Source organism: Paraburkholderia sp. BL9I2N2, from assembly GCF_004339745.1.
Classification (GTDB): Bacteria; Pseudomonadota; Gammaproteobacteria; order Burkholderiales; family Burkholderiaceae; genus Paraburkholderia.
This window is the reverse complement of sequence record NZ_SMGP01000002.1, coordinates 977,859-997,076: the sequence shown is the minus strand read 5'-3', so window position 1 is coordinate 997,076 and position 19,218 is coordinate 977,859. Positions and strand designations below refer to the sequence as shown.

Genomic DNA, 19,218 nt, shown 5'->3' with positions numbered 1-19,218 from the left:
TTTCATTTGTGTCGTCCCGAAGAAGCAAAGAACTCAGGACGAAAAAAAACCAGCCATGGGCTTCTCGCCCGTGGCTGGTCTTCAACTGCGTGTTGCTTCAGCAGTCCGTCAAAGTTCGATTAGAACTTGTGGCGGATGCCCAGGCTGACCATCTCTTGCGAGCTGGAAGCCGAGTTGTAGCTATACGAACCGATTGCTGCGCCTGCATCGACCAGCGTGCCGGCCGACGTGCGTTGCTGGCCGCTTGCGTGCTGATATGCGCCGACCAGGTAGATGTCCGTGCGCTTCGACAGGTTGTAGTCGCCGCCCAGGGAAACCTGGTGATACGTTGCGCTCGAATCGCCGCTAGCCTTGGTGTAGATGTAGCCCACGCCAACCAGCATTGCCGGCGTTGCCTGGTAACCCAGGTATGCGCCGCCGATGTTGTACTTCTCGGTCGAACCGAAGCCCGAATTCGCATCCGGCTTGTACTGTGCGTTGCTGTAACGCAGGTTAGCCGTGAACGGGCCTGCGACGTATTGCAAAGCGACCGAAGCGATGCCGATCGACTTGGCCGCGGCGTATGCGCCGTTGACCTGGTTGTCGAACGTGCCGTCCGACGTGCTGCCGTTCCAGCCCACCGAGCCTGCCGCCGTGCGGCTAGCCAGCGTGTTGCCGTTGTCTGCGCGGAAGTAACCGGCAGCGACGCTGAACGGACCCGTTGCGTACGTTGCCGCACCCGACCACGTTTGGCCCGAACCCGTTGCGCCAGCCACGCCGCCCAGAGCGTACATGCCTTCGAACTGGAAGCCGCCCCACACCGGCGAGGTGTACTTGATGGCGTTGTTCGTGCGCGAGGAGTTGTCGTTGTTGTCGACGTCGCCCGGCGTGGTGAAGGTGGAACCGAAGTAGTTGTCAGCCGTCAGCGGCTGGACCAGATCGACCAGCGGGTCGTACTGACGACCCAGCGTGACCGTACCCCATTGATCGCCCGTCAGGCCCACGAACGCTTGACGACCGAACATCCGGCCGCCTTGACCCAGCTTGCCGCTGTTCACGTCAAAGCCGTTTTCCAACTGGAAGATTGCCTTCAGGCCACCGCCCAGGTCTTCCGTGCCCTTCAAGCCGAAACGGTCACCTTGAAGGTTGCCGGCGAACATGGCTACCAGGTTCTTGTTCTGGCCAGCGGAATCCACCGTGTTGTGAACGTACTGGATCGATTCGTCGATCAAGCCGTACAGAGTTACGCTGCTTTGAGCATGTGCCACGCCAGTGACGCCGAGCAGCGCCAGCGAGAGGGTAGACAGTGCGATTCGTTTCATCCATTTCTCCACGCAGATGATTAGTTTCTTTGTTGCGGAAAGGAGAATAGCTCAGAGGGTCAATTGGCAAGAACTGGAAAAAAAAGAGTGTCTCCAAAAACTGACAAACCACGCAAAGCCTTGTATTTAAAGCGCGTTAACGATTATTTCTGTTTCCGCAACATTTATTCATTGACTCAGCATTATTGTTGTTTTGTTGACAGTGACTGCTCCAATACGTGTACTTTCGACACTGATTTGAATGGATTTTGTAATGAAGTCGTCTAAGTTTTCTGCCCGTTTTGTAGCGTTTCCATAAAAATCGAGACGGATTCGCGTGACGACGCGGCTAGACAGGGTTTCGGCGCTGTGAGCAGGTGCTACCGTCCGGGCTGACGGGTGCAGCCCTGGTAACTGGCCTGGTTGCAACTTGCGATTTAGTGGTTGCTGTCGTCGGTATTTCGGCACGCGACCATTGCCGCGGCGAGCCCGGCGGTCGCCGCGAATAGCACCGACGTCCACGGATGGCGCCTCACGTAGCGATCAGCCGCAACGGCTTTGCGGCTCGCCTCGATGAGCGTGACGGCCGCGATGCGCGTCGCTTGCGCTTCGGCCAGCACGACCGTGCGGCCGACCTTGAGCGCCGTCGCTCGCGCCGACGGCCTGTTTCCGGATTGCACCCGGAAAGTCCCCACCGGCGCTGCGCCGCTGAGTGCGCCCGCCTTTGCGTCGCGCATCGCGGGGGCGAGCGCGGCGTCGCCCAAAGCGGTGCGTCCGTCCGGTTCCGCGTCGGCGTGCGGCACGGCATCCGCCGCCATCGTCGATGCCGCCAGAACCGAGGCGAGCTTGGCGCGGCTGCCGGGCGGCGTGTCGTCCTGCATGCCCCAGCCGCCACGCGGATCGTGCATGCGCCCGCGCGCCGCCGAAAATTCCGCGCCGAGCAGCAGCACGGCGGCGGAGAAGTACAGCCACATCAGCAGCACGGCGAGCGAGCCGGCTGCGCCGAACGAGGTGGCCATGCCGGCGTGCGCGAGATACAGCGCGAACAGCTTCTTGCCCGCCGAAAACAGCACGGCCGCGACTATCCCGCCGACGAGCGCATCCCGCCAGCGCACGCGGGCATCCGGCAGGAACTTGAGCAAGCCGGCGAAGGCGAACGCCAGCACGAGCAGACCGACGCCGAGTTGCATAAGATTGCCGATCACGACATACGGCGAGTCGCCCCACAGCCATTTGCCGATGAAGGTAATGACCGTATCGAGCACCAGCGACACGATCAGCAGGAACGCCACGCCCAGCACCAGCCCGAACGAGATCAGGCGCACGCGCACCAGCGCGATCACGCTCGACGAGCGCGGCCCCGTGTACGGCCACACTATATTGAGTGCGCTGTTGAGCGACGAGAAGGTGGCCGAAGCGCCGATCACCAGTGTCGCGAGCGAAATGATCGCTGCTACGCCGCCGGCGCTGCCGCTGTGATGGGCGTTCTCGACAATGGTTTGCACGCCCGCGGCGGCCTGATCGCCGAGCAAGCCGTGAATGTGGTCGAACAACTCGCCGCGCGCGGCTTCGGCGCCGAAGAACCAGCCGGCCACGGCGATCACCATGACCAGCGTGGGCGCGAGCGAGAACGCGGCATAGAAGGCGATGCTGGCCGCCATCGCCGCGCAGCGGTCTTCGGAGAACTGCTTGAAGGCGCCGATGGCCCAGTTGGCCTGCTTGCGGGCCACCAGTTGGAGGTTCTCGGCGGAAAGCGTGTCGATGTCCATGGTCGTGTTTCCCAATGGGTGCTGGCGCCGCGCGGGCAAGACGAGGTGGCGGGTGCGGACCGGGGGCTGACTGTTCAAGAAGCTTAGCCACGGTCTTCACGTCAAAGCCTTTCGCAAACCTTGTGCCTGTCACTATAACAAGCGTGACCGGCGCGCGCCGCCTGCGTGCCGGGCGGCGCACCTCGGGCGAAGAGTGCCGTTAGAATGCCGAGGGATCCTCCTACACTATTGCTCACTATGCACTCGCACGAACTCGTACAGCGGCTGGACGTCATTGCAGCGGAACAACTGGGCGCGCATTTGCCTGCGCATGTGGTCGAGCAATTGCCGGCGCATGGCGTAACGGTTTTCTCCGTCACCGACGACGCGTCGGATACCGCCGCATTCAGCGCGCGCTACGGCTTCGGTCTGGAAGACTGCGCGAACACGATCGTGATCCGCTACAAGAAAGAGGGCGGCGAGCATTACGCGGCGGTGGTCTCGCTGGGTTCGCTGCGACTCGACATCAACGGCGCGGTGAAAGCGGCGCTGGGCGCGCAGCGGCTTTCGTTCGCCAAGCGGGAAGCGGCGGTGGAGCACAGCGGCATGGAGTTCGGCGGCATCACGGCTTTCGGCTTGCCGGACGACTGGCGCATTCTCGTCGATGCCGCCGTCATGGAGCGGACCCAGATCGTCATGGGCGCGGGCGTGCGAGCCGCCAAGTTGTTGCTGGCGCCCGACGTGTTGCGTCAATGGCCGCGCTGCGAAGTTGCGTCGCTGACGCTGCCGGCCGAGTGAGGCTCGGCCCGATCCGCAAGTACGACATCAAATTAAGCGAAGGGCGCCGCCGCGCGCGTGTCTCTTAGTAAACAGAGCCAGCCGGGTTCGCGCTCTGGCCGGAGCCTGCCACACCCACGTCCTGGCCCGGCGTCCGAAGCCGACCGGCAAAGCCTGAAGTTTTCCCCCGCTCCGCCGTTAATCCAAAGAGTGACATGAACCGCCGCGGCGTCCGCCGCGAGGCGGCGCGTCGACGACAAGTACAAGGGATACGGAGATGGAACGGTTTCGCCTGAAGGTGCGGCTTTGGCTTGCACTAGCAGTCATGTGCATGGGAATTCTGGCAATCGGCCTGTGGGGCGCTTTCAAAACACGCGACACGATGATCGCCGACCGCCAGGCGGAACTGAAGAGCGTGGTCAGCGTGGCGTACAGCGTGCTCGATCGCTATAACGGCCTGGTCGCCGCGGGCACCATGCCGCTCGCCGACGCGCAGCGCACGGCGATGGCCGATCTGCGCGCCATGCGCTACGACGGTGCAGGCGGCTACCTCGTGATCGAGGACGCGCATGCCCGCGTGCTGATGCACGGCGTGCGCGCCGACCTCGAAGGCAAGGACATGAGCGGCTTCACCGACCCGCAAGGCCGCCATGTATTCAAGGACGGCTCCGATCTGGCCCAGCGCGAAGGCGAAGGCTTCATCCACTTGCAGTTCCTGAAGCCGGGCTCCAACGAAATGGCGCCAAAGATCAACTACGTGCGGCTGTACAAGCCGTGGGACTGGACGATCGTCACCGGCGTATTCACCGACGATATCGACGCCGCGTTCTACACGACGCTCATCCAGTATGTGGGCGCCGCGTTGCTGCTGTGCCTGGTGGTGTCGCTCGTGATCGGCGTGATTCTGCGCAGCATTTTGCGGCAACTCGGCGGCGAACCGGCGTACGCGGCGCAGATCGCCGCGCGTATCGCCGATGGCGACCTCGACGTGACGGTGGAGACGAAAGCCGGCGACGAAACCAGCCTGCTGGCCGCGATGCAGCGCATGCAGCAGCGCCTCGCGCAGGCGATCGCGCAGATTCGCGGCGGCGCAACGTTGATCTCGACGGTGTCCAACGAAATCGCCGCCGGCAATGCAGACCTGTCGCGCCGTACCGAGCAGCAGGCCACCGCGCTCGGCGAAACCGCGTCGAGCATGGAGCAGATCACCGCGACCGTGAAGCAGAACGCCGACAACGCGAAGCAGGCGAGCCAGTTGGCGCATAACGCATCGGAGACGGCGGCGCGCGGCGGCGAAGTGGTCGGCCAGGTGGTCGAGACGATGCGCGGCATTTCGCAGTCGTCGCATCGGATCGGCGACATCATCGGTGTGATCGAGGGGATCGCGTTTCAGACCAACATTCTTGCTTTGAATGCGGCGGTCGAAGCGGCGCGCGCCGGCGAGGAAGGACGCGGCTTCGCCGTGGTGGCGGGCGAAGTGCGCAGCCTCGCGCAGCGCAGCGCGGCGGCCGCGAAGGAGATCAAGACGCTGATCGAAGAGTCCGCGGCACAGATCGAAGGCGGCTCGCAGTACGTGAGCCGCGCCGGCGAAACCATGCAGGAAGTCGTGCAGGCGGTGCGTCGCGTGACGGACATCATGGGAGAGATCAGCGCGGCTTCGGTGGAGCAAAGCTCGGGCATCGAGCAGGTCAACATCGCGGTGGCGAGCATGGATCAGACGACCCAGCAGAACGCAGCGTTGGTGGAAGAAGCGAGCGCGTCAGCGGATGTGCTGAAAGCGCAGACCGGGCAGCTCAGCGCGGCGATTGCCGTGTTCACACTGCCGGAAGGCCGCTGACCGGCCGCTCACGCCTGGGCGAAGTGGTTTTCGAGAATATCCGCCACGCGCCAGAGCGAACAGGGGCGCCGGCAATGGCCGTCGAAACCGGCGTCTTTCAGCAGGCCGATCGGGTCGAGCGGCCAGACGTTGCTCATGGCCAGCATCAGGACGTCGGCATTGGATCGTTCCGCGCGCGCCGTGCGCGTGAATTCATAGCTGGAAACGGAGTCGAGGCGCGTGTCGAGCAAAACCGCGTGCGGCTTCCACCACTTCAGAAAGCTTTGCATCTTGATCAGATCTGCGGCGTAGATCGCGTCGTAGCCCTTCAGCGAAAGCAGCAGCACCAGCGATTCGCCGATCGCCTTGTCACGATGTCCTATTAGAACGCGGCGCGATTGCGTGGCATCCGCTGCGCTTCTGCGTTTCCAGATCGCAAACTCGGTTTCATCGTCGAGCGATACGCGTCTTGTCACGGTGGCCTCCGAAGACTGCACGCGGAATGTCTACTGTAGTACGAAAAACCAAAGGTCTCGGGAAATATTACCTTCGATCAGTGTTTGCACCAGGTGCAAATTGGCGTTGGAAATTCGTCAGGTTGCGCGCGCAACTTTCAGGTGTCCGTGCTGCCATTCGTCATGCAAATGCAATTCCGCCGCGGCTCAGCAGACGCTGGTTGCGCTCGGACAAGTTCTTCATACGTAGTTCCTTGCCGGCTTTTCGATAACGTTCGACCAAGCCTTGCAATGCCGCAAGCGCGGAATGATCGGCCAACAGCAGATCGCGGCAGTCGACCGTGACGCGCTCGGGATCTTTTACCGGGTCGAAAAGCTCGTGAAAACGCGTGGTCGATGCGAAGAACAGCGTGCCGCGCGGCGCGTAGATTTTGTCGCCGGCGCGATCTTCGACATGGGCGTGAATTTCACGAGCGTGCTGCCACGCGAAATTGAGCGCGGCGATCACGATGCCGCACAGCACGGCGATCGCCAGATCGGAGAACACGGTGATGATGGTGACCGCCACGATCACCAGCGCGTCGTTGCGCGGCACCTTGTCCAGCACCCGCAGCGAGCCCCATGCGAAAGTTTGCTGCGCGACCACGAACATCACGCCGACCAGTGCCGCCAGCGGAATGCGCTCGATCAGCGGAGACAGGAACAGGATGTACATCAGGATCATCACGCCGCTGACGATACCCGACAGGCGCGAACGGCCGCCTGAATTCAGATTGATCATGGTCTGGCCGATCATGGCGCAGCCGCCCATGCCGCCGAACAAACCCGAGGCGATATTCGCCGCGCCGAGCGCGAGGCATTCGCGGTTCGGCTGGCCGCGCGTTTCGGTGATCTCGTCAGTCAGATTGAACGTGAGCAGCGTTTCCAGCAGACCGACGATCGCCATCAGCACCGCGTAGGGCAGCACCACATGCAGCGTGTCCAGATTCAGCGGGACGCTCGGCATATGCAGACTCGGCAGGCCGCCCGCAATGTGCGCCATGTCGCCTAGCGTGCGCGTCGGCACATGCAGCAACTGCGTGAACAGACCCACGCCGACAATCGCCACCAGCGCGGGCGGCGCCGCGCGCGTGAGCCGCGGCAGCAGATAGACGATCGCCATGGTCAGCGCCACGAGTCCGCACATCATCAGCAGCGCGCTGCCGTGCAGCCATTGTTCGCCTTGCGGCGTGGTCTGTCTGAAGTGCGCGAGCTGCGCCATCGCGATGATGATCGCCAGCCCGTTGACGAAGCCGAGCATCACCGGATGCGGGACCATGCGGATCAGTTTGCCGAGTCGCAGCGCGCCGAATAGCACCATCAGCATGCCGCTGAGGATTACTGTCGCGAGCAGATATTGCGCACCGTGTTGCACGACGAGCGCCACGATGACCACCGCCATCGAACCGGCAGCCCCGGAAATCATGCCGGGCCGTCCGCCGAACAACGCCGTGATGGCGCAGATGAAGAAAGCGCCGTACAGGCCCATCAACGGATTGAGGTGGGCGACCAGCGCGAAGGCGATGCATTCCGGCACCAGCGCGAACGAAGAAGTCAGTCCTGCGAGGACATTGCTTTTGATGCCGGGCAGCGTGGCGAGCCAGCCGTGAGTGGGACGAGCGGTGTTCATCTTCTGCGAGGTGGGAAGTCCGGGCAAACGGCGCGTATGCATGCGAGACGCGCGTATGCGGACAGATGAGTGTCCCGGCCTGGGGCGCAGCGGTGGCCGGGCAAGATTGCAAAAAGCGTGGATTTTACAGCACTGCGGTCAGGGTGACTGGGAGGCGGGCAACGCAGTGGCAGCTTCCGCGCCGGGCCATGCTAGGCGGAGGTGCCACGCAACCGACGAGGCGGCTGCGTGGCAATGCGCGTGTGCGTTCAGGCTCAAATACTCAAATCATCAGACGCGAGACCTTGGTGCCCTCGAGCGATATGCCGGCCATCAGGCCGCCGTTCGTCAGCACAAAGGCTTCGACCGGACTCGTGGCGGTCGACGTGTCGACCGCGCCGTTCGCGCCGATCTTCAGCAAGGCGACGGTGGCATCGGCGCCGGCAGCCCAGCCTTGGCTGCTGGTGAATTTGTCGAGTGCATCTTGCGTCATGAACAGGAATATAAGGGCCTTCGACTGCGCGCCGATCTGCAAACCGAACGAGCCCGCGACTGTGCTGTAGTAACCGGTCGTGCGGCCGGCCACGCGCAGCGCGCCTTCGCCGTACTGGCCGCCGACCCAGAAGCCCGCCGAGATGACGTTCGGGAACACCAGAATGCCGCGTGCTTTGGCCACCAGTTCACGCGAGCCGGCGACGTTCTCGTAGAGACGCGACAGCGTGGAATCGACTCCCGCGTTGATGCTGTCACGCTTGCCGGCGTTGGCCGAAGGCGATGCGCTCGAGGACGGCGACGTCGTCGTGCAGCCCGCGAGGCCGAAACCTGCGGTGGCGAGCGCGGCGCTGGTGGTCATGATGAATTGTCGTCTGCGCATGATTGTTTTCCTTTTGCGTTATTGACGTTATGAAGTGGCGTTTTTCGTTTCCATTGAGGCGGTAGGGCCGTGACGCCGGCACGCCCGTACGTCAATTGCTAACCAGCACTTTGCGTGCCCGGCCCCGCCGGGCGCGTGTTCACGGCAGCCCTGGCACGCGTTAGCGGGGACATGGCGCGAGATCCCGGCGCCCGTTCCCCGCCTGTCTATGACTACGCCGACGGCCGGATGTTCTGGTTGTGACGGAACAGGTTGCGTGGATCGTAGCGGTTTTTTACGCCGACGAGGCGTTCGTAATTCGGCCCGTACGCATCGGCGACGCGTCCACCTTCCTCCTCCGTCATGAAGTTGACGTAGACGCTGCCGAGCGCGAACGGCGCCGCTGCATCGAAAAATGCGCGGGCCCAGCCGACGCAGCGCTCGTCTTCGCTCGCATCGTCCCAACGGCCGTGCACGTTCATCGCGTACAGCGTGTCGCGGCTCGAATAGGCGGTGGCTTCGACTGGGACGCGCTGGGTCTGCTCGCCGATCTGTCCGAAGAAAATCTCGCATTGCGGCGACGGCAGGTTGTCGATCGCGGCGAGCAGCGCGTCGATGAGGCCGTCCGGAATTTCGTCGAGATTGTGCGATTTCCAGTAGTTGCGCGCGCCCGGCGTGAGCAGCGGGTCGAACGCCTGTTGCCACATGACAAACGGCATTGGGCCGAGATGTTCGCCGAGCGGCGTTCCAAAGGCGCGCACGAATTCCACCGCGGCCGGACCGCTTTCGACGTCGCCGGTATAGCACATCGCGAAGACGATCACCGGCTTGCCGTGTACTTCGGGTGGCAGAAACGGCAGCGGCGGCGCGAGTCGCAGCACGGCCCACACGCTCAGTTCCTGCGGCATGCCGGCGTTAGCGGCGCGGTATTTGAGCAGGGCGTCCCTCGCCTGGTCGATCGGCAGGACCACGAGGCCGCCGTACACCAGCGGTCCGACCGGATGCAGGGCGAACTCGAATCGCGTGATGACGCCGAAATTGCCGCCGCCGCCGCGAATGGCCCAGAACAGATCTTCGTGCGAATCGGCGCTCGCGTGGACCAGTTCGCCGTCGGCGGTGACGACGTCGGCCGACACCAGATTGTCCACGGTCATGCCGTATCTGCGGCTCAGCCAGCCGAAGCCGCCGCCGAGCGTCAGGCCCGCGACGCCGGTGGTGGAGTTGATGCCGAGCGGCGTGGCGAGTCCGAAGGCCTGCGCTTCATGATCGAAATCGCGCAGCGTCGCGCCCGGTTCGACATACGCGCGACGGGCCGCGGGATCGATGCGCACCGATTTCATCTGCGACAGGTCGAGCACGACGCCGTCGTTGCACAATGCGCTGCCGCCGATATTGTGGCCGCCGCCGCGAATTGCGAGCGGCAGGCCGTTGTCGCGCGCGAACGCCACGCCGCGGCGCACGTCGGCTACGCCTGCGCAACGCAGGATGATCGCCGGACGCCGGTCGATCATCGCGTTCCAGATGCTGCGGGCTTCATCGAAGCTCGCGTCGCCGGGCAGCAGAACCTGGCCCCGCATGGCGGTTTTCAATTCGTCGACGGCGCTGCTGGACACATTAACCATGGCTCAAACTCCTGATAGTGGTGGAGATTCGCAGAACACTATTCAGCTGACCAAAGCAAATCGGAAGTGTTCTGAAAGCTTGTTTTGCGTCCAGTAAACGAGTCTGCCTCCTGAAGTCAAACAAAGGTAAACCCGCGTTCTTTACCGATTGTGCGCAGGAGCTCGCGCGGCAAGCGTCCGCGGGCCTTGGCGGTGGCGCTAGCCCATCCCGGCGCCGCGGATGGTGGAAATGCTTCGGAAAAAGATACTGACGGGAAGTGTTGGTTGCGCCGCGGCGTGGTGGGTGCGCAGCGACACTTCCTGGTTTGGCTCGCGCGAATGGGAGGCGCACGAATCGTGAGCGAACCGCTCAGCCCTTCACGAGGCCGCCGTCGACGATCAGGTTCTGGCCGGTCACCGCGCGTGACGACGGCGACAGGAAGAACAGAACGGCATCCGCGAACTCTTCCGGTGTCGTGACGCGGCGCACCGGCGTGGAGCTCGCGATCAGGTCGAAGACGAATTCCGGCGTGGCCGCGCTTGCGTCGGTGGTGCGCAGCAGTCCGCCCGACACCATGTTCACCGTGATGCCGTCCGGACCGAGATCGTGTGCGGCGGTACGCGTAAGCGACAACAGCGCCGCTTTGGCCGCGGTGTAGTCGTGATAGGGAACCACGGGGTTCTGAAACAGATTGGTGCCCACGTTGACGATGCGGCCGAACCCTCGCGAACGCATGCCGGCGACCGCCGCCTGAATCGTATTGAGCGCGCCTTTGAGCGAGCCGTCGAGTTGCTGCTGGAAACGCGCCCAGTCGATGGAGTCGATTTTCGGGCGAGCGTCGCCGTCGAACTGGAAGTCGGCCAGCGCGTTGTTCACTACCGACACGATGGGTTGCCCGGTTTGCACCTGTGCTTTTTCAAACAGGCGCGTGACGGCGGCCGCGTCGGTGACGTCCGCCCGAAGCGGCAGCACACGATCGCCCAATTCCTCTTTCAGCGCGAGAGCCGCTGTTTCGCTGTTACGGTAGTTCACGACCACGCTCGCGCCTTCGCGCACCAGCGCGCGCGTGATCGCCGCACCGAGTCCGCGAGCGCCGCCCGTGACCAGCACCCATTGTTCGGATAGAAGCATATGTTTTCCTGTTGTCGATGAAATGGCGATGCTCGTATTGTCGCCCGATTCAGGATTCGCGCTCGCTCCGTGCGATGGCGCATACATTGCGAACGAATTCAAAAAGGAATTGGTGGTGGATCGCGCGGCAGCTGGAATGCGGTGCGTACCGCAAGTTTTATATGGCGAGGAGGGGTAGTCGATCCGAATGATGAAAGGCTTTTGTTCGCTCGACGTCTTTGCGCCTTGCCGAAGTACGGAGGTGATTATGGCGCAGAGTAAATAGTCCGAGTTGTGCCGTCTGTGTGATTGCCCTCACTCGCGCATGGGCAGTTTCCTTTTTGTGTTCGCATGCACACGTATATGAAGCATTCGAACGTATCGGCTTGATTCATCTGATCAAGCGGATTAAGGAAAACGTAAAAAATAATAGTTTGGACTGCGTATCTAAAGACTCGAATCTTCGACTATTTATAAGGCCGGTAACTGACGATCTTTGACAGTTCCGCTGCGCAATTAATCGTAAAAAACGCGGCGATATCGCATTGCGTGGGGTAGCGCACGGTCACTAAATGGCACTCCGCATAACTTCAACGTCCATCAGGCCCAGCTGTGCGGTTTTAAAAAACAGGCTCGCGCACAGCCAGTTGTCTTCTCTCGAATCACGTTGAATCGGACCGGGGTTTTCCGCGCGAGAGAGGCCGAGCGTCATGTGGTTTTTTAGCGTAACGCGAGGCAAAGACGACTGGGCGTTGAGGTTTCATTTTTGACAGTGAACAGAGATTCACCTGTTACCAGGGCCGGTCACTCAAAGCATATAGTTAGGAGAATGAAATGAAAAAGCAAAACGGGGACGCGCTGGCGCTGGGGACGCGCCGGGCGGTATTCGCAGTTGCTGTGAGTCTGTATGCGGCGATGGCGGGTGCGCAAACGAATCCGGCTGCGTCGGCCGCGCCGTCGGTCAGTTCGAACAAGATGATGTTGGCGCAAGCGTTGCCGGCCGATTGTCTGGACTCGCTTGGGTGCAAGCGGGAAATCGGCAGCCTCGTGATGCCTGGTGGAAGTGGAATCGCCGCGGCTGCGGGTGGGTCGGTATCGGCTACGGGCAGCGGCGGCAACGGGCCTTCGTCGGTGGGGGCGACGGGCGCGGGCAATAGCGGCGCGAATGGTGGGGCTAACTCCGGCTCGTCGGGGTTGGGTTCCGGAAGCACGGGTAGTGGCGGCGGCGGAACCGGCACAGGGGGTAATGGCGGTGATGGCGGTGGCACCGGCGGCGATGGAGGTGACGGTGGCGACGGCGGCGACGGCGGCGATGGCGGCGGTCATGGTCATGGCCATGGTGGCCATCATGGTCACGGCGGTCATCACGGTCATGGCGATGGCGATGGCGATGGTGGTCATCATGGCGATGGCGGCCATCATGGTGACGGCGGTCATGGCGATGGTGGTCATCATGGTGACGGCGGTCATGGCGATGGTGGTCATGGTGATGGTGGCCATGGTGATGGCGGCCACGGCGATGGTGGTCATGGTGATGGCGGTCATGGCGATGGTGGTCATGGTGGTAGCGGTCATGGCGATGGCGGCCATGGTGATGGCGGTCATGGTGACGGCGGTCATGGCGATGGTGGCCATGGTGATGGCGGTCATGGTGACGGCGGTCATGGCGATGGTGGCCATGGCGACGGTGGCCATGGTGATGGCGGTCATGGGGGTAGCGGTCATGGCGATGGTGGCCATGGTGATGGTGGCCATGGTGATGGCGGTCATGGCGATGGCGGCCATGGTGACGGCGGTCACGGCGATGGCGGTCATGGCGACGGTGGCCATGGTGATGGCGGCCATGGTGACGGTGGTCATGGCGACGGTGGTCACGGCGCTAGCGGTCACGGTGACGGTGGTCATGGCGATGGTGGCCATGGTGACGGTGGTCACGGCGACGGCGCTCACGGCGATGGTGGCCATGGCGACGGTGGTCACGGTGACGGCGGCCATGGCGCTAGCGGTCACGGCGACAGTGGTCATGGTGACGGCGGCCATGGCGCTAGCGGTCACGGCGACAGTGGTCATGGTGACGGCGGCAAGGGCGACGGCGGCAAGGGCGGAAATGGTCCCGGCACAGGCAGCTCGGGCAATGGTGGCCATGGAGAAGGCGGCCACGGCGACGGAGGCAATGGCGGAAACGGTCCTGGCGCGGGCGGTCCCGGCAGTGGTGGTCACGGAGACGGCGGCAAAGGCGGAAGCGGTCCTGGCGCAGGTGGTTCGGGCAATGGCGGTCCTGGCGCAGGCGGCCCGGGCAATGGCGGCTCGGGCAATGGCGGTCCTGGCGCGGGCGGCCCGGGCAATGGCGGCTCCGGCAATGGCGGTCCTGGCGCAGGCGGCTCCGGCAACGGCGGTCCTGGCGCAGGCGGCCCGGGTAACGGCGGTTCCGGCAACGGCGGCAAAGGCGGAAGCGGTCCTGGCGGAGGCGGCGCTGGCAATGGCGGTCCTGGCGCGGGCGGCTCCGGCAACGGCGGTCCTGGCGCGGGCGGCTCCGGCAACGGCGGTCCTGGCGCAGGCGGCCCGGGTAACGGCGGTTCCGGCAACGGCGGCAAGGGCGGAGGCGGTCCTGGCGGAGGCGGCGCTGGCAATGGTGGTCCGGGCGCAGGTGGTTCGGGCAATGGCGGTGCTGGCGCGGGCGGCCCGGGTAACGGCGGTTCCGGCAACGGCGGCAAGGGCGGAGGCGGTCCTGGCGGAGGCGGCGCTGGCAATGGCGGTCCTGGCGCAGGTGGCCCGGGCAATGGTGGTCCTGGTGCAGGCGGGCCGGGCAACGGCGGCAAGGGCGGAGGCGGCCCCGGCGCGGGCGGCCCGGGCAATGGCGGTCCTGGCGCAGGCGGCCCGGGTAATGGTGGCCCGGGCAATGGCGGTAAGGGCGGAAGCGGTCCTGGCGCAGGTGGCCCCGGCAATGGCGGTCCTGGTGCAGGCGGGCCGGGTAACGGCGGTCCCGGCAACGGCGGCAAGGGCGGAAGTGGTCCCGGCGCAGGCGGCCCCGGCAATGGCGGTCCCGGCGCAGGCGGCCCGGGCAATGGCGGTCCTGGCGCAGGCGGCCCGGGCAACGGCGGTCCTGGCGCAGGCGGCCCCGGCAACGGCGGTCCTGGCGCAGGTGGCCCCGGCAACGGCGGCCACGGTCGCGGCGGTAACGGCCCAGGCTCCGGCAACGGAGGCCAAGGCCACGGCGGCGGCTTCGGCGGCGGCTTCGGCTCAGGCCGCGGCGGCTTCGGTGGCGGCTTTGGCGGCCACGGTGGCGGCTACGGCGGAGGCGGCGGCGGAGGCGGCCACGGCGGCGGCAACCACTAACGGAGCGACGCTCCTTCATCGCACGGAGGCCGGGAGACCGGCCTCCCTACCGATGCCAAACGGAGCGAGCGAACGACCCCCGTCCACTCGCTCCCACCCTCAACCTCCACGAACCAGTTGCTCAAGAGATCAGAACGAAGTCCCGCATCACACCACTTCAATCACCTTCTCCTGCACCACCAGGAAAACCTTCTCCCCGGCCACGCGACCATCCTCACGCGCGCCTCCAGTAAAACTCCCGAACGCAGGCAACACCCCACACGCCGTCCCAAACCGGAAACACGGAACCCGTACCGAATCGTTGCGCGTCGCAATCCGATACACCGGGTGCATATGCCCCGCGAGCGCATACGCACCTTCCACCCGCTGCGGGTGATGACACAACGCCCACGGCCCCACACGCCAAGGCTCCCGCACATACTCGACGTCGAGCGTCGCCGGCAGCGCGCCCGCATGCCGGTCGTGATTGCCCTCGACCAACACAACCCGCAGCCCCGCATGCCGCGCGCGCCAGACATGCAATGCGTCGAGCGTCTCGCTGGCATGCGCCTCGCGCGCATGCAGCAGGTCGCCGAGAAACACCAGCATGGCCGGTTCGAACTCGGCGATCAGAATATCCAGGCGCATCAGGTTGTCGGCGGTCGAGCCGATCGGCACCGGAATGCCGCGTGCGCGAAACACCGCGTCCTTGCCGAAATGCGCATCGGCGACGAACAGATAGCGCAGCGCCGGATCGAACATCGCGCGCAAGCTCGACAGCACAAAAGCATGCCCGGCGATCTCCACCGGCAAGGATGCCGGCTTCATGTGCGGGCCGCCTTCTCGAGTTCCGCGAGCATCCGCTCGACGCGATCCGCGAGTTTCTCCGTGCTGACCTTTTCCCGCAGGCGTCCGACGATCAGCGGAAACGCAAACGGGGTCGGCTTTTTCGGTCGCGTGACGACCACACGGCTCGCGTTCATGCGTTCGAGCGCAATGCGAATGCGGCGGGCGTCGAGTTCCTGCAGCAGCACTTCGTCGTCGGCCTGGTTGAGCAACAGGTTGCCGCGATCGTGATTGCGAAAGATTTCGTAGAAGAGGCCACTCGACGCCTGCAATTGCCGCGCGCTTTTCTGCTGCCCTGGATGCCCCTGGAACACCAGCCCCGACACGCGCGCAATCTCGCGAAAGCGCCGCATCGAGAGTTCCGAAGAATTGAGACTGGCGAGAATGTCGTGATCCAGTTCTTTGGGCGAGAGCAAACCGCTTTCGAGTTGCGCAGCCCAATCGAATGGTTGCGTGGACAGCAATTCAAAGCCGTAGTCGTTCATCGAAATAGAAAAGGTGCCGGGCTTTTCGCGTGCGACGCGCCATGCGAGCAATGCGCCCAAACCGATATGCGCCGTGCGCCCGGCAAACGGATAGCAAAAGAAATGATGTCCCTCGCGCGATTTCACTAACTCCACCACCAGCACGCCCGGCTCAGGCAAGGCCGACCACTTCTGCTGCAATTCGAGCAGCGGCCGCACGGCACGCATTTCGGGTTCGTCGTAGATGCCGCCGGCCGCGCGTGCGAGCATCGTCAGCGTGGCGTCGGCGAGTTCGGAGGACAGCGGCATGCGGCTGCCCGCCCATTGCGGCATGGCTCCACGCGATGATGTCGCGCGCCGAACCCACGCGGTCATATCCTGCACGCGGATCAATTCGAGTGCACGGCCGCCGAAGGTAAAAATATCGCCCGGTTTCAGCCGCGAAATAAACGATTCCTCGATCGCGCCGAGCCGTCCGCCCGAGAGATAAGCGACATTCAAGGTGCCATTCGCGACGATCGTGCCGATGTTGTTGCGATGCCTTCGCACCAGGTCCTCGCGCGGCACGCGGTACAGGCCGTCGCTTTCGCGTACCACGCGATGGTAGTCAGGATAGGCGCGCAATGCCGTGCCTCCGCCTTCGACGAAGCCGAGCGCCCAGTCGAACTCCGCCTGCGTCAGTTGCCGGTAGGCGTAGGTGCTGCGAATCTCGCCGTACAGTTCGCGCGTGTCGAAACCGCCGCCGATCGCCACGGTGACGAGATGCTGCACCAGCACGTCGAACGGTTTCTCGGGCGTCTCGCGTCCTTCTATCTGACGCTTCTCGACAGCCTCGCGCGCGGCGGCGGCCTCGACCAGTTCGAGCGCATGCGTCGGCACGATCGTGACACGCGACGGCCGCCCCGGCGCGTGACCCGAACGCCCCGCGCGCTGCATCAAACGCGCGACGCCTTTGGGCGAGCCGATCTGGAACACGCGCTCCACCGGCAGAAAATCGACGCCCAGATCGAGGCTCGATGTGCACACAACCACTTTCAACAAGCCACTCTTGAGGCCACGCTCGACCCATTCGCGCACTTCCTGATCGAGCGAGCCGTGATGCAGCGCGATCAGGCCGGCCCATTCGGGACGCGCTTCGAGCAGCGCCTGATACCAGACCTCGCATTGCGAGCGCGTATTGGTAAACACGAGCGACGTTTGAGCCTCGCCGATCGCTTCGGCCACTGCGCCGACCTGGCGCATGCCCACATGGCCGCCCCACGGAAACCGCTCGATGGTCCCGGGAATCACCGTATCGACGATCAGTGCTTTCGGCAGCGCGCCATGCACGCTCACGCGTGGCGTCTTCACGGGCGCGAGCAAGACATCGGCGGCGAAGGACAGATTGCCGAGCGTCGCCGACAAGCCCCATACCTGCAATTCAGGCCGCCAATGCGCGAGACGCGCGAGCGCGAGTTGGGTCTGCGTGCCACGCTTATTGCCGAGCAACTCGTGCCATTCGTCGACGATCACCAATCGCACGTGCGCGAGCACGTCGCGTGCATCCGGGCGAGTGAGGATGAGCGAGAGACTTTCAGGCGTCGTGACCAGCGCCGACGGCATGCGCCGGTTCTGCCGCGCGCGCTCGGCCGACGACGTATCGCCTGTGCGTAACCCGACGCTCCACGGCACGGCGAGTTCCGCGGCTGAACTTTGCAACGCGCGCGCGGTGTCCGCAGCGAGCGCGCGCATCGGTGTGATCCACAGCACGGTGAGCGGCTCCGGCTGTGTGCGGGGCGTGCGTTTGCGCGTGGTTGGCAGGGCGGCAAAGGCGGCCAGTGCACCGAACCATACCGCCCATGTTTTACCTGCGCCGGTCGTGGCGTGCAGCAAACCGCTCGCGCCACGGCCGATTTCCTGCCAGACCTCGCGTTGAAACTCGAATGGCTGCCAACGGCGCGCGTCGAACCACTCGGCGAGTTTTACGGCAAAGGGGCGTTGTGCAGCGGTTTCGTCGATGGAAAAAGGCAGCGGCTCGAACGCCGGCTCACGCGCGTCGAGCCGCGCCTGTTGCTCGCGGCTGCGCGGAATCCGGCGCGGCCGGGGCGCGCGGCGCCGCTCCGGAAGAACAGACGGCGCCGGAGCCGTGGTCTCGTCGGAATCAGCCGGCTCGGTCATCGAAAAGCGCTCGTTAGCATCGGATTCGCGTGTCGGCGAACAACTCGAAGGAGGGGATCTTCTATGTGGACCGCCAAACCGCACAGGTGGTTCACCACGCATCTTCGCACTTACACGCGGCGTGCTGCTCGTGTTTAAATGCCGAGGCTTTGCCCGCCTATGTCCGGGGTTGAACGTAGGCGGGCGCATCGCAACGGTTCATTCATCACGGAGTGCGCGTTGAATCACACACAGGCATTGCTGCCGCAAACTTCATTGCGAATCGCGGCTGCGCAAGCTCAACCGGTGTCCGGTGACGTCACGGCCAACATCGCCAGAACGGTCGAATTGACCGCTCTGGCGGCCGACGCCGGTGCAAAACTGGTGGTTTTTCCCGAGAAATTCCTGAGCGGCTACGAACCCGACCTGATCGCCGGCGACCCCGCGAAATACGCGTTCGACGCAAACGACGCACGCCTCGAACCGATTCGGAACATTTGCCGGCAGCGCGAGATTGCCGTGATCGTCGGCGCGGCGACGCACGGCGAGGGCGGCTTGCATATTTCTTCGCTGGTGTTCAGCCGTTCCGGCGAGCAACTCGATCCGTATCACAAGCAATACCTGTACAGCAGCGAGACAAAGATCTATCGGCCGGGCACGCAAGGCCGCATGCTTGAAATCGACGGATGGCGTCTCGCGCTCGGCGTGTGCTACGACTCCGGCTTTCCGGAGCACGCGCGTCTTGCGGCGGTCAACGGCGCGCACGCGTATCTGGTGAGCGCGCTCTTCAGCGTGAAGACCGGCTACCACCAGTCGCGCATCTGGTTTCCCGCGCGGGCATTCGACAACACCGTGTACGCGTTGTTGTCGAATCACATCGGCACGACCGGCGGTTGGGCCACGTGCGGTGCGAGCGCAATCTGGAGCCCGTCTGGCGACGTGGTGGCGGAAGCGAGCCGCGAGCGCGAACAAGTGATTACCGCGCTACTCGATCCGGCCGTGCTGGCCGATGTCCGCGAACGCGAGACGGTGCTCGCGGACTTCGACGCGCGCGGCGAGGCGATGACGGGAGCCTACGCGGTACAAAGTCTGGACTGACTAAAAACGCTCGCCGTAAGTCAATTCGAAGCAACAGGCTGCACCGCGCTCAAAGTATTGCGGTGCGACG

13 protein-coding genes are annotated in these 19,218 nt (G+C 64.1%); 3 read left to right on the top strand and 10 right to left on the bottom strand.

Annotation, left to right across the window (positions count from 1 at the left end; translation table 11 throughout):
• Nucleotides 1–119: 119 nt before the first annotated feature.
• Together B0G74_RS26410 and B0G74_RS26405 are read right to left on the bottom strand one after the other, a co-directional pair.
• A complete protein-coding gene (locus B0G74_RS26410; protein ID WP_132377839.1) occupies nucleotides 120–1,301 on the bottom strand; it encodes a porin in 1,182 nt (393 codons plus the stop codon).
• A gap of 416 nt (nucleotides 1,302–1,717) precedes the next feature.
• Entirely contained in the window at nucleotides 1,718–3,049 is a 1,332-nt protein-coding gene (locus B0G74_RS26405) for a YihY/virulence factor BrkB family protein (protein WP_132377837.1), read from the bottom strand.
• A gap of 237 nt (nucleotides 3,050–3,286) precedes the next feature.
• On the opposite strand from B0G74_RS26405, the gene B0G74_RS26400 reads away from it, so the two are divergent.
• Nucleotides 3,287–3,826, top strand: coding sequence for a YbaK/EbsC family protein (locus B0G74_RS26400; protein WP_132379374.1), 540 nt, complete (start codon nucleotides 3,287–3,289; stop codon nucleotides 3,824–3,826).
• A gap of 256 nt (nucleotides 3,827–4,082) precedes the next feature.
• The gene (locus tag B0G74_RS26395; protein WP_132377835.1) at nucleotides 4,083–5,642 is read left to right on the top strand and encodes a methyl-accepting chemotaxis protein; all 1,560 of its coding nucleotides are present in this window, start codon (nucleotides 4,083–4,085) and stop codon (nucleotides 5,640–5,642) included.
• A gap of 8 nt (nucleotides 5,643–5,650) precedes the next feature.
• Here the strand turns inward: B0G74_RS26395 and B0G74_RS26390 are convergent, their stop codons facing one another.
• The 8 genes from B0G74_RS26390 to B0G74_RS26355 form a co-directional block, all read right to left on the bottom strand.
• A complete protein-coding gene (locus tag B0G74_RS26390) occupies nucleotides 5,651–6,097 on the bottom strand; it encodes a histidine kinase (protein WP_132377833.1) in 447 nt (148 codons plus the stop codon).
• Between the two features lie 160 nt (nucleotides 6,098–6,257).
• Nucleotides 6,258–7,745, bottom strand: coding sequence for a SulP family inorganic anion transporter (locus B0G74_RS26385; RefSeq protein WP_132379372.1), 1,488 nt, complete (start codon nucleotides 7,743–7,745; stop codon nucleotides 6,258–6,260).
• 262 nt (nucleotides 7,746–8,007) lie between these two features.
• Nucleotides 8,008–8,598, bottom strand: coding sequence for a YSC84-related protein (locus B0G74_RS26380; protein WP_132377831.1), 591 nt, complete (start codon nucleotides 8,596–8,598; stop codon nucleotides 8,008–8,010).
• A 212-nt stretch (nucleotides 8,599–8,810) separates the two neighbouring features.
• Nucleotides 8,811–10,199 (bottom strand): FAD-binding oxidoreductase, encoded by a 1,389-nt coding sequence (locus B0G74_RS26375; protein WP_132377829.1) that lies wholly within the window; start codon nucleotides 10,197–10,199, stop codon nucleotides 8,811–8,813.
• 349 nt (nucleotides 10,200–10,548) lie between these two features.
• Nucleotides 10,549–11,310, bottom strand: a complete 762-nt coding sequence (locus B0G74_RS26370) for a 3-oxoacyl-ACP reductase (RefSeq protein ID WP_132377827.1) — start codon at nucleotides 11,308–11,310, stop codon at nucleotides 10,549–10,551.
• Nucleotides 11,311–12,093: 783 nt separating this feature from the next.
• Nucleotides 12,094–14,502, bottom strand: a complete 2,409-nt coding sequence (locus tag B0G74_RS26365) for a hypothetical protein (RefSeq protein WP_132377825.1) — start codon at nucleotides 14,500–14,502, stop codon at nucleotides 12,094–12,096.
• A 270-nt stretch (nucleotides 14,503–14,772) separates the two neighbouring features.
• Entirely contained in the window at nucleotides 14,773–15,432 is a 660-nt protein-coding gene (gene pdeM / locus B0G74_RS26360; protein WP_132377823.1) for a ligase-associated DNA damage response endonuclease PdeM, read from the bottom strand.
• Nucleotides 15,429–18,071 (bottom strand): ligase-associated DNA damage response DEXH box helicase, encoded by a 2,643-nt coding sequence (locus tag B0G74_RS26355; protein WP_132377821.1) that lies wholly within the window; start codon nucleotides 18,069–18,071, stop codon nucleotides 15,429–15,431. The genes pdeM and B0G74_RS26355 overlap by 4 nt, the downstream gene beginning before the upstream one ends.
• Before the next feature lie 219 nt (nucleotides 18,072–18,290).
• On the opposite strand from B0G74_RS26355, the gene B0G74_RS26350 reads away from it, so the two are divergent.
• On the top strand, nucleotides 18,291–19,148 hold the full coding sequence (locus tag B0G74_RS26350; RefSeq protein WP_132377819.1) for a carbon-nitrogen hydrolase family protein: 858 nt from the start codon (nucleotides 18,291–18,293) through the stop codon (nucleotides 19,146–19,148).
• The last annotated feature ends 70 nt before the right edge of the window (nucleotides 19,149–19,218 follow it).